Below are 12,690 nucleotides of genomic sequence, written 5' to 3' on the forward strand. Positions count from 1 at the left end.
ATCGAAATCACCCCGTGGTAAGTCACGCCAATCCGTGACACCCCCAGTGGCAATATGCGTACCTTAAGATCATTGTAAGATTACTAAACAAAAAGGTAAAGGGCAACTCTACAGCTATAGACACCCCCATTGATCAAGCCTCATCAACGGTTATCGACATAAAGAATATCTGATGGCGAGCGCAGATTTACTTCTTTTTTTTCTTCTTCACCCTTTCTCCCCTACTCGGATCGTAGTTCGGATTGGGTTCATTGGGGATAACCGCATCCATGTCTTTCAGCCAGGTATCGAGCTTCTTCTTTAACCGGGAGACCACCTCAGGGAGGTCACCGGCAAGGTTCTTTTTTTCAGATCGATCTTTGCGTAAATCATACAACTCAAATGTCCCGTTTTCATATTCTTGAACAAACTTGTATTGATCGGTCCGGATGATGGAGCATGGTCGAGTCCACGTGTCATTCTTCGCATTCGATGGATTCCCCTGATAACTGGCAATATGCCAAAAAAGAGCGTCGCGTTTCAACTTCCCTTTACCATCAAAAATGGGCAGCAAGCTTTCTCCATCCAAGGTCAACCCATCAAGCCTCCCCCCCCCTGCATCCAAAAATGTTGGGATCCAGTCCAGCAAGCTTACAGGCGTCTTGGATATACCTGGACTGGTGACCCCCTTCCAATAAACCATCGTTGGAACCCTGATGCCACCTTCATAAATGGAGGCTTTACAGCCCCGCAAGGGCAGGCTTTTGGCACATGCTGGATTAGTACCATTATCCGAAGTAAAAACAATAAGTGTGTTCTCATACACCCCCTGCTCCTTCAAGCTTTCGACCAGTTTACCAAATGCCAGGTCCATGGCATACACCATTGCAGCGTACCCTTGATTGCGATGGGTCTTTGAGGGGGGGCGTTCGGCAAATAATTTGACATATTCCGGCTTAGGTTCGACAGGCCGGTGCACCAAATAGGGTGCATACACGAGGAAAAACGGCTCGTTTTTATATTTTTTAATAAAGCCAATACTTTCCTCAGTGAGGCGGTCAGATAAATATTCACCCTTCGGCCCATCTGGAAGCTGGGTATTTTTGTATGGACTGAAAAAGCCACCCGCGGGGTGCCCCCAGCCACATCCTCCAGCATTCATCTGAGTAAACCCATGCGCCTGGGGTAACCCCTTCCCCTCATCCCCCATATGCCACTTCCCGGCATAGCCACACTTATAGCCAAGACGCTTCATCAACGTCCCGATCGTAGGAGCATCACCTTTGTAAAAATGATTGGTCTTAACATCCTTGATTTTTTTCAACCAATCCCGTGTACCCAAATAGTACTTAACATTATAGATCCCATGGCGTGGAGTGTTTTGCCCGGTCACCAGACACGCACGTGACGGAGAACAGGAAGGATAAGCATAAGCATCGGAAAAGACCCTCGATGTTTTCGCAAAGGCATCGATATTCGGGGTCAGATGAAAAGTATTTCCGTTACAACCCAGATCCCCCCACCCCAGGTCATCAACAAAAAACAAGACAACGTTCGGAGGTCTCTTCTCAGCGGCAAAACAAGAGGTGCCAACCATCAAACTCAGAACCCCTACCCATAAAATCTGCTTCATTATTGATACTCTTTTATTCATCATTTAGTTTGTGTTATAATTTAACCGTTAGATCAAAAACGACCAGCTTACAAAAAACTTAACACCTCACTAACCCCCTGTATTGTCACGAATCTTCGTGACAATAAAAACAATGGAAATTATTTGTCTTTAGTCACATACACATAAAGAGCTCCAAAATCTTTGTTTGGACCGTCACTAAGCCATGTCTGTAAATCATAATCACCCGCCTTAAGCTTGAGTGTAAATTTAGCGGATTTCGCCGTTTTCTCAACTTTCTGCTCTTTTTCTACCTCGCCAATTTTTATTTTTGCGCTGGTGACATTAAGTGCTTTGTTCGCTTCTTGAGGAAAATGACACAGTTCAAAGGTATAGGTTCCATCCCTGACTACCTTTACCGCCCATGCTCCATTCAGCTTATCGGCTCTGCCTTTTTTGATATGGCCACTCGACCATGGTTTGGCGCCAGTGTACCAATCCATAGCCGTCAAACTTGTATCCGGACATTCTGGTGCTCCGATTTCATTCCGACTTAACGTCGTCGCCGGATCTGGCATTGATTTCCAGTATTCTTCGTACTTGGCGCTCAGCATTTGCACAACTTCCGGGTGTTGGGATGCGACATCATTTCTTAATCGAGGATCATTTTTTTTATCAAATAGCTTTCTCCCGTCAAGGCGCCAGCGAGCTGTTTTAACAGAACTATTAACTCCCTTTCTCACTCCTCTTTGACGTGGACATTGAATGATCAACGTTCGATCTGCAGGATATTCATCCTCTTTCCCAGTCAGCAATGGTTTCAAGCTAACACCATCAAGACCATCAGGTCGTTCAATACCACAAAGATCTAATACCGTAGGGACAAAATCAATGATACCGGTAATGTTCTGATTTATCTTAGCCTTGGCACCTGGCAGGCGAACCATGAATGGGATATGCTGCTTCGCATCCAGAGAATTCTCTTTTCTATCGGTCAAATGAGGTGCGCCACGATCAAACATCCCCTGATCAGACGCAAAAATAACAACCGTTTTATCGGCAATACCCATTTCATCGAGTTTTTTCATCATACGACCTACATTCATATCCAGATTCTCAATCATTGGATGCAACGCCGCCATTCCCCGTTTACCATCGGGGCTCTCAAATGGACCGTGAACCGCCGGTGTCGACAAAAAACAAAAGAAAGGTTTTCCCTCTAACCCTTCCATCCACTTCATCGCATTGTCAAACAACACATCCGTGCTATATCCCTTACTAAATACCTTTTTACCGTTATGAACAAATACAGGGTCGTGGTGGTTGTTACCGTAGTAATCTTCTAACTGACCTATACTGCCGCCGCCCAATACATATGTTTCCTCAAAACCACGGTCCTGTGGACGGTGCGGATAGGAAAAACCCAAATGCCATTTTCCATACACACTCGTCTTGTAGCCGTTACGCTTCATGATATCGGCTATGGTTTCATGGTCTTTATGCATAATCGACCGTCCTCCAATCGTATCATAAACCCCGGTCCGAATCGCATACTTACCAGTCATGATTACCGAGCGGCTAGGCGAACAATAGTTTGGCGCATAACAATTTTGAAAATCGACGCTTTGCGCCGCCAGACGATCCAAGGAAGGAGTCTTAAGTTCGCTGTGCCCGTGACATGCCATTTCATAATAACTTTGGTTATCGGATAAGATAAACAGGATGTTGTATTGGGTCTTAGCAACGCTGCATTGCATGAAGACAACCATCAACAGTGGGATTAATGTGTAGTATTTCATTGAATTAAATTGGGATGATTTGTTCTTACCTCCATTTCAATGGATATTCATTGCAGAACAAGAATTATATCAAGCATAACGGTGACGACCAAATCAACAGCTTATCCACCGACAAGGATGTTCATATCTACTCTGTGATGTATGCTTCTACTTTAAAGAAACATCTGTCCAAATTCTCGGGTATAGCAAATGTCACTTCTGTCGAATCACCAGAGGAGGGCATAATCGGGTCCATTGATACTTCTTGCCACAGCCCTGTAAGGTTTTCATTATACAAGATTCTATATCGACGCTTCGAAAGGTCATCGTTACTCGAAAAACGGATCGTTACATCATCTTCGAGGGATCTGGAAGATTCAAGCACCCCGAAAAAGCTTTTGTTGTCTGTCGGCATCGTCCCGGCAACAAATTCATCATAGTCCAGTTGACCGTCATTATCAGAATCGACTGTTCCATCAACTACGGTGTTGGCTCCAAAGTGGACAATTTCCCAACCATCCCAGATTTCATCGCCGTCATCATCATGACTGTCATAGTCGTAACTAGCGCTAATCGTCATGGCGGAAGAAATCGCGTAAGGCACCGTAAATGTTGTCACATCATTTGCAGAATCAGCAAAAGCCCCACCGTTTTCACTGACCCAGGAATAGAAGTGTTTACCTGCCGGACCAGGGTCGGCTGCGACATCGATGATGCGCCCACCGGTGTAGACTCCATCCCCAGTTCCGTTCTCTACCGTAAGCAGGTAGGATGGGTCGAGCGGTCCGGACTCCTTAACAATATCTATATAGCACGCTCCAAAGTCCTGAATCAAGAATACGTCAGGCTCAGGCTCAGTCTCTCCATTCATCCAGACCTGAAGATCATAGTCTCCAGCATCTACGGTGATTGATATCGATGTCGATGTCGCAGTAGGGTCATCAACAAGCCATTCCCGCACATGATCTCCGAGTTGAACCCGAGCTTTTTCAATCTTCAACTCTTGCGGAGCCTCCTTCGGGTATTGACGTAAGGTAATGGTATACGTTCCTGGTTCCATCACTCGAACCGCCCACTTCTCACTTTGCCCGTTGTCACGAGTACGATCAATATGAGATTTCGCATATGGGATATTGCTGCCTGTGTACCAATCCATCGCAGTCATACTCGTATCCGGAAATGCAGTGGCTCCAATCTGATTTCGGCTGAGTGTCGCAGCCTGTTCAGCTTCACTGACTGGAAGCGAATCCCAAAATGCGTTGTAGAGCGCCGTCAGATCCGCTTTAGCCTGTAGATATTCTGCCTCATTGACCTCCAACGGATGACCTTCAGGCAACTTCAGAAGATTCAGCTCACAACGTGGGTCAGCAAGCTTATCAAACAATTTACTGCTCCCATCCAGACGCCAGCGACTGGTCTTAACAGACATCGAATGCCACTTTTTGGCTTCACTCGTACGCGGAGTCTGCGTAATTATATGTCGATCCGCTGGATAAGTAGCAGGGTCCCCAGTCAGTAATGGCCTTAAGCTAATGCCATCCATATCTGCCGGAATAGGGATGTTGCAATAATCCAAAATAGTTGGCGCAAGATCAATCAATCCAGCGAGATGAGTGTCCACTCCACGAGGAAGATTTGGGTGCGACTGCGTAGTGGTACCAACATGGTCTGGCATTCGAATCATGAACGGGATCTGGGTACGCGCATCTTGTGAAGTTTCCTTGTCTGCGGGATCATAGTGTGGCGCTCCACGATCAAACATGCCTTGATCTGATGCAAATATGACAATGGTATTATCCGCGAGTCCTTCCGTATCAAGAAAAGCCAATATCTCGCCTACATTATCATCCAAATTCTCAATAATGGGATTAATGGCCTTATCACCTGACACAGGGTTATTAAGATCAGGCCCCGAGTAAGGCCCATGAACTGCAGGCGTCGACAAGTAGCAGAAGAAGGGCTTACCATCATTAAGATCCTGAAGACCTCCAATCCAAGCCATCGCCGCATCAAACAACACATCGGTACTAAAGCCCGTGGGTTGAACCTGCACACCGTTGTGGAAGTAAACTCCATCGTGGTGCGTGTTGCCATAATAATCCTCTAACTGGCCAAGACTTCCACCATTCAGAACAAAGGTTTCATCAAATCCCCGATCTGCTGGACGATGCGGGTAAGAGTAGCCCAAATGCCATTTACCGTAAGCAGCGGTATGATAATTATGGCCTTTCATTATCTCAGCAAGTGTATCATGGTCCTTATGCATAATGGAACGACCATTCAGTGTATTAAAAACACCCGTGCGGATACACTGCTTACCGGTCAGCGCAATCGAACGACTCGGCGAACAGTAACTCGCAGCATAAAAATCCTGAAAATCCACACCTTGTGACGCAAGCGAATCAATATGTGGCGTGCTAAGCGTAATGGGGTTCCCATCATCATCGTCTAGCCAAGGTGTAAACCCGTGACAGGATAATTCGTAGTAACTCTGGTTGTCCGAAAAGATAAACAGCACATTTGGCGAGCCTTGGGCCTGGATGATATGCGTAAGAGCTATCATCATTAGGGGAATTATTTGTAAACACTTCATATTAGGTATTGGTCTGAATAGTAAAGAACAGAGCTTTTTTCGTGCTCGGGACATCTGGGATAGGAATCATTGGAATTGGTCCATCCTACAGACGTCCACAGTCGATCTTCCGCTGTATGGATGAAGTATAGCCAGTTGTTGTTGTTTGTATTGTCACGAGTACACGCCACATCGCGCAGGTGATTCATACTCAAAACCTTGAGCATCAGCAGTGCTGTCATCTCCCACCGACATTCGACCGTTTCGCCTCCGTCGAATCGTGTTAGCGTAAGTCCCCTGCTACGTTCTTTTTCTCCCCTGCAGCCAGTTTTAATGACACTTTTTTACCCGCGAAGGTAACCGTGCATGGATTACCACGCTTGGACAATATCATCGCGTCGGTCAGCTTTCCCTCTTTCCACTTCATAGACACCTCGAAGCCACCACGAGCAACCAAGCCAGTAACTGAGCCTTCAGACCATGCCTTGGGCAATGCCGGGAGTAGCTTGATCTCGCCAGTGTGGCTCTGCAACAACATCTCAGCCACACCACTGGGGTAACCGTAGTTACAGTCCTGAACCTGTCCCTGGCTTCCCATCAAGTTCACATTGAAGCCACGAATGCGATTCAAGTTATTCACCCACAACAGTGCGCGCTCGCCCATGCCGAAACGGGCGAAAAAATTGACGTAATACAAATTACTCCATGTCACACGGCGCCCACCACGGTCGGAGTCGGTGCGAATCTCAAGTGTTTTACGCCCCGCCTCTAGCATATCCGGTGCATTATCGACATGATACTGGTTACCGGGGTAGAACCCCCACATGTGTGAAATATGCCGATGGTCCGGCTCCGATGATTCATAATCTTTACTCCACTCCTGAATGGTTCCATCCTTCCCAATTTTCGTCTGAGCCAGGCGGGGAAGCTTATCCGCCACCTCCTTAGTCAGCTCGTCTTCGATCCCGAGCACCTTTGAAGCCTCCAGAAAGTCAGTAAAGATCTGCCAGATGATCTGCTGATCCATGGCACAGCCCATATCTAAAACACCCCAACCACGCGTTCCCTTTCCTCCTCCCGGAGTAACAGAGAAAGCGGTTTCCGGCGAATAATCAGGACCGCCAACGAGTTTACCCGAGCGTGGATCCTTAACCAACCAATCAAGGCAGAATAAGGTGTGATCTTTAATGATTCCATAGCCTTCGGTCTTCAAATAGTCTTTATCACCCGCAAATCGATAATGCTCCATCACGTGAGTCGCATTCCATGCTCCACCCATTGCCCACATTGAAGCTGGTGGAGTGGGAGGATAGGCAGTCATATAAATCCCGTGCAGCAATGGTAAAAACACGCCACGACAGCCAAACATCTCAGAGGCAACTCTCTGACCTCGTGGTCGGGCTAGTTTGAGTAAATCAAACAACGGCTTATGCATCTCCGTCATATTGGTGACTTCAGCGGACCAGTATGACATCTGCACATTAATATCATGGTGATAATCCGAGTTCCACGAAGGCTTTAATTCAGAATTCCAAATACCACGCAAGTTCGCAGCCATCGACCCTGGGCGTGAAGACGTGATCAAAAGGTAGCGCCCCATATGAAACAGCTGCATGGTCAAATAAGGGTCATACTCGTCTTCAGCCATCTCGCGTGATCGTTTGACGCGCTCATCCGTCGGCATGTCATTCTTGAGATTCGGACCAAGCTGGATATCAACGCGTCCAAAAATTTCCTGGTGCGCTTCCACCGAATCAGCTTTTGCCTTTTCAACTCCCTTTGCCTTGAGCTTTCCCAGTAATTGAATACACGTTGCCTGTAGATCCGTGGTCGATGGTTTAAATGGATTCGCCGCATTAAAATTCGTAGCCCCCGCTATATAAACGATCATCTCCTTTGCGTTACGAACCGAAAGCACACCGTCCTTAGAAACAACCTCTCCACCTTTCGTCGTCGCCAATGCGACCGATTGATAACTCGTTGCGATATCGCTAGGCTTATCGCCATGAGCCTTACCGGAAAGAGTGATCATGTTTGTCCCATGACTTTGAGTGACTGGTTTCTGGTGCTCGAAATGCATCGGTCTATTGAACTGCATATCGGTAGAGATGGTTCCTTCTCCGGTAGCGCGCATCCGCAAAATCATTACATCCTCATCGTCAGCAATAAACACTTCTCGCTCGTAAGTCGTGCCTTCAAGCTCAAAACGAACCGTCGTTAAGCCGGTCTCCATATCCAATTTACGATGATAGTTTTCAATCGATTCCTTCTTAGGTTTTTTACCAAAATCGTACTTAAACAACAACTCCCCCAAGGGCTGATAAGCACCAACGTCATACTTATGTAGCAAATGCTCACGTGAATAGGCATGAGCCTCCGGTTCCTGCCCGGCGAAGATCATCTCGCGAATTTTAGAGATCTCCTTCTGCTTGCTAGGATAAGGGTTTTCTACAATTTCCTTTGAGATATTCGGAGGCGTCCACAACGTATCGTGATTAAACTGAACAACATCCTCGGTTACACCACCAAAAACCATGGCTCCGAAAGATCCGTTCCCAATTGGTAATGCCTCTAACCAAGTTCCGGCAGGATAGCGAAACCATATGACCGTTGCCCGATCAAAAACCGTCTCACAGCGCTTAAACACGGCTCTTCCAATCGACTGTGTGAGCTTGGTCTGCAGTTTGGGTAACTTCTTTGCAGACTTGCCACCTTGGTTCGGCTTGCCGCCCTTTGTTGGCTTCCCGTCTTTTTTAGGCTTTGCATCTTTTTTAGGCTTTCCCTTCTTTGGAGCCAACTTATCGACAGCCTCAAGTGCCGCTTTATATTCAGGATCTAAATCAGCCAACAAACCTTTCAGTTTTGCGTATTCCGTATCGTATTGTTTTTGCAGTTTTACATAGGCTTCATCTGCCTTGAGCTTCTTGAATATGGCAGCTCGGGCGTCCTTATCGAGTCCCGTCACTAATCCGGCAGAGATTTGTTCCTCACGTAAATTTCGCTTCAATCTGGTGGCTTCTAGATGTACCATCGCCACCTCATCATTGGTTTTATGCTTAGTTAGAGCGGCACTATATGCCTTATTCGCATTCTTCCTAGCATCAGTAATCGTCTGGGCTTGAACCTGCAGCAACACGCTGATAAGCAAAATAGGTATTAGTATTAGTTTTTTCATAGGTTCTATTGAGGTTGATTGGGAGGGTTAGCAATTATAGATTCGGCTATTCAGGAATGTATCCACATTCCAATATTGATCAACATACTTAAAAACTGATTTTAGGTAAGTCACGCACATCCGTGACCTTGTTGAAGGTTTTACCCATTTGCGAACCAAACCTAGAATAAGGGTATTAAAGCAGTCACCCTTACCCAGTCAAAAATGGAAAACTCATCAGTCATGACGGCCTGACATTTTTATGACCATCGTTTTCACAACCTATTTTTCAGAGCTTGCCCAGGCACGGATATACTCCTGATCCAACTTGGAGAATCGTGAGACCGGAACATTTTCAAACACAACGCCATCCCTCCGCAATAGACTTACCTCTACGCGTTGCGATACATACGTAATAGCCGCTTCGATCTGCTCCCCGTTTACACTCTTAAAAACACGATATTTCAAGGAAGACTAGGCTTGGATACAGCATCTTTCCAGCGTTTCCAATCCTCCAGTTGCTCACTACGTTCAACGATTTTTCCATTCTCAACGGTATGAAGATAGGTTCGTCCACCTTTATCACTTTTGACAAGAAACGGTCCAAATGCAAAATGTGACCATTGGTATTCTTTAAAAATTTTAAGCAATGCCCTGGGCGCGAAATACCACTGGTTGGCTCCCCGCAACTTAAACTCCTTATCCAAAGAGCGGGGGAAAAGTCCATCCCCGGCATTTCCGACGAAAAGAACAGGCTGATTCAGTTGGCTGAGTTCATCCAGTCCACAGTGGCCCCGAAAATGCTGCTCCCATTCCCGGATGTCAGAACTCTTCCCATTGGGAGGCTCCCCTTGATCAAACAACTTGAACGTAAATCCATAGTTGATGCAGCGTTCTCGCATTTTCTGATCAAACCCCGACTGCACATGCGCTTTATGAACACCTTTAAAATTAGCACCAAGGCCCTCACCATGCATCAAAACGGTCTTACTTTTAAATGCATTATTCGTTTTTTGATTCAAGCGATCCATGGCATCCAAGATAGCGTCAAAATGCACCTGCCACTGGTCCGCTGTAGAAGCCTTCCCTCGAAGTGGATCATTTTCATCAAAACGACATGCCTTGACCATCCCGCCCAGACCTGCATCATCAATCGCATTATATGTCTTCGCCACTGCCGTTGCCCAACTCTCCCGCTGGGACTCACGATCAAGACTCCACTTTCGGTGACTGATAACGATAGACAAAAAACGATCTCCTTGCTCATCTTTGATGCCTTTCAAGAATGCAACAAGCGGATCCTGCCCTTCCCTTGAAATAGGCACAGTAATCATATTCACCCCCATATCTTTTAACCGCACCACGTATTCTTTCGCGGCAATACCATAAAAAAGATCAGGCACCTCATGAATGCCCTGATCCTCCTTCGCCGCCTTTTGCTCAACACCAACAATAGGTTGATTAAAGTCGAGAGGCTTGGCTAGACAGGGCACAAGCACAGCCATGCCTGCTGCCATCCCGAGAACAATCTTCTTCATGAAGCCCCTTTTCATCACACCTTCAATACGTTGATCATTGCGCTGCGCGCTTTTGTTTAAACAACCACGGAATCAAATCAGCTTCCTTCCAAGCGTGCTTCGATGAGCCATGTCCCACACCCGGATACTCCGTGTATTTCCAATTACTATTCCCTATGGCCTTCATCGCCTTGTCCATCTCCCGGGATGCCGCTGTCGGGACAACCGTGTCATTACCCCCGTGAAAACACCAAATCGGAAGATGCTCCAGTTTTTTAGCCTGGCTCAGGTCTCCAGCCCCGCACACGGGAATAGCAGCAGCGAAGAGATCAGGCTTACGCATAATAATATCCCATGTCCCGTAGCCTCCCATCGACTGACCAGTCACATAAATCCTATCGGGATCAATACTGAATTCTTTCTGAAGCGACGCAATGATTGCAATAACAGTCTGAATCGGTTCTGAAATTTTAACATTCTTAAGCGAATAACATCCTTTCCCCCACGGAGTATTGGCCCACTGTTTTTTAGCCGGACACTGCGGAGTGATGATAAAAGCCGGATAATCCTTCCGAACTTTCTCCGTGGATAAAAACTGAAAGGCATCAATCGCCCGGCTTTTGTTATCCGTCCCCCTGCCCCATGCGCCGTGTAAGGCAACAATGAGTGGATATTTTTTTTCTTGAACATATGCATCAGGCTTCAGAATTCGATAGGGCAATGACAGCCCCCCCTCACTAAAGACCCTAGCCTCGATGTCCGCTTCTACTGCAATAACTTGGACAGGAGAGGCAACCATCAAGACAGCCACCAGTGAACGCAAGCCGGCGGCCACGGTTGAGGTTTTACGCAGGTGATGAAAAACGAATGAAATACAGTGACTAAACATAAAAAGATCTGAAGTGACGTTTCACCTCAAGTCTACTCCCTATTACCACCATCAATCCACCACAAAAATGTCACGAATATGCGTGACGCTCTATGAAATTTCATCTTTGCACCATTTGATACCAAATCATGTATAAAACCAGCCTTTTCAACTTAGATTTCAACGTATTACAAGCGCCCCATGCACAACAGAGGGTGTCGGCTGATTCGACCAACACCCTCTTGAAATCATAAAGAGTATGGCTTGATTAGCGACGGCGACGGATCATCAATGTAAGCCCACCCAGTCCGAGCAGCGCAGTCGAACTTGGCTCGGGAACGAGTTCATAGCCGACACCATCATACCATGTGCGATTGTCGTTACCGGAAAAATCATCGATATAAACATGAGCAAGCCCTGCCCCATCAACAGTGACTACGCCCAAGTTAATCTGATGAAGGTAACGAGCACCCCCGTCATCAACTAGAATGTCTGGATCAATGTCAGCATTGTCTGCCACCGGGGCATCATCCCATTCGTAGTCAGTCAGAGCTCCACTTACTAATCCCGCACGAATGTCCCATCGGTTGTTTCCTGTTGGTGCAGCACCTCCTCCGACCCAATAGTAGGCATAGAGATTGTAGTTACCTGCTGCTAGTCCAGAAATCGTGGTACGAATTTCAGGGGCAGAGGCAGCAGGTGCTACACAATAAATATCCGGCCCCACATTTCCGTGAGATGTGCGAATATGCCAAGTTGTACCGTCCGCGGGTGCATTAGTACCGCTCGTAGTGACCGTAAGCGCAGATCCATCGGCCAGGGTGGTATTTGTAGGATCTGCATCTACATAAGTAATGGCAGCCTGTGCTGAGCCAGCGAGTATCACGCTTGCTAGTGGTAGTAGTGTCTTTTTCATTTTTATAATACGTTAGTTGTAAGTTTGAAGAACTTAGGCCGTTGAATACCAATTGTTCTCGCGTTGCCTATCTGGCAGACAAACCATAAAATAAAACAGCACTTCTCATAGTCACGGGTACCCGTGACATGTCGAAGGCCAAGTGAGGTTTCTTACATGGTTGGATCCGCTAAAGGCGGAGGTTGTTTTCGGTTAATCCGACATAATATGCCCTTCTTCTATCAGGCAGCCTTTGAGGTTCACCAGTCGATGAAACACACATATGCCGTGATGGTAGTTTTCAAAAACCTCCTG

The 12,690-nt window shown here is 46.7% G+C and carries 7 protein-coding genes; all 7 read right to left on the reverse strand.

Features of this window, described 5'->3' with window-relative positions; genetic code table 11:
- Window positions 1-187: 187 nt before the first annotated feature.
- On the reverse strand, window positions 188-1,612 hold the full coding sequence (locus HW115_RS02905) for a sulfatase (RefSeq protein ID WP_178931065.1): 1,425 nt from the start codon (window positions 1,610-1,612) through the stop codon (window positions 188-190).
- 140 nt (window positions 1,613-1,752) lie between these two features.
- Entirely contained in the window at window positions 1,753-3,390 is a 1,638-nt protein-coding gene (locus HW115_RS02910; RefSeq protein ID WP_178931066.1) for a sulfatase-like hydrolase/transferase, read from the reverse strand.
- A 127-nt stretch (window positions 3,391-3,517) separates the two neighbouring features.
- Window positions 3,518-5,962, reverse strand: a complete 2,445-nt coding sequence (locus tag HW115_RS02915; protein WP_178931067.1) for a sulfatase-like hydrolase/transferase — start codon at window positions 5,960-5,962, stop codon at window positions 3,518-3,520.
- A 262-nt stretch (window positions 5,963-6,224) separates the two neighbouring features.
- On the reverse strand, window positions 6,225-9,116 hold the full coding sequence (locus tag HW115_RS02920) for a glycoside hydrolase family 95 protein (RefSeq protein WP_178931068.1): 2,892 nt from the start codon (window positions 9,114-9,116) through the stop codon (window positions 6,225-6,227).
- A 443-nt stretch (window positions 9,117-9,559) separates the two neighbouring features.
- Window positions 9,560-10,633: a hypothetical protein gene (locus HW115_RS02925; protein ID WP_178931069.1), complete on the reverse strand. Its 1,074-nt coding sequence runs from the start codon at window positions 10,631-10,633 to the stop codon at window positions 9,560-9,562.
- Window positions 10,634-10,667: 34 nt separating this feature from the next.
- The gene (locus HW115_RS02930; RefSeq protein ID WP_178931070.1) at window positions 10,668-11,447 is read right to left on the reverse strand and encodes a carboxylesterase family protein; all 780 of its coding nucleotides are present in this window, start codon (window positions 11,445-11,447) and stop codon (window positions 10,668-10,670) included.
- Between the two features lie 301 nt (window positions 11,448-11,748).
- Window positions 11,749-12,396 (reverse strand): PEP-CTERM sorting domain-containing protein, encoded by a 648-nt coding sequence (locus HW115_RS02935; RefSeq protein WP_178931071.1) that lies wholly within the window; start codon window positions 12,394-12,396, stop codon window positions 11,749-11,751.
- Between the last annotated feature and the right edge of the window lie 294 nt (window positions 12,397-12,690).

Source organism: Oceaniferula marina (genome assembly GCF_013391475.1).
Taxonomy (GTDB): Bacteria; Verrucomicrobiota; Verrucomicrobiia; order Verrucomicrobiales; family Akkermansiaceae; genus Oceaniferula; species Oceaniferula marina.

Coding starts and splice junctions, on each gene's coding strand:
- HW115_RS02905 (WP_178931065.1), bottom strand. CDS start 1,612: ATGAAGCAGATTTTATGGGTAGGGGTTCTGAGTTTGATGGTTGGCACC.
- HW115_RS02910 (WP_178931066.1), bottom strand. CDS start 3,390: ATGAAATACTACACATTAATCCCACTGTTGATGGTTGTCTTCATGCAA.
- HW115_RS02915 (WP_178931067.1), bottom strand. CDS start 5,962: ATGAAGTGTTTACAAATAATTCCCCTAATGATGATAGCTCTTACGCAT.
- HW115_RS02925 (WP_178931069.1), bottom strand. CDS start 10,633: ATGAAGAAGATTGTTCTCGGGATGGCAGCAGGCATGGCTGTGCTTGTG.
- HW115_RS02935 (WP_178931071.1), bottom strand. CDS start 12,396: ATGAAAAAGACACTACTACCACTAGCAAGCGTGATACTCGCTGGCTCA.
- HW115_RS02920 (WP_178931068.1), bottom strand. CDS start 9,116: ATGAAAAAACTAATACTAATACCTATTTTGCTTATCAGCGTGTTGCTG.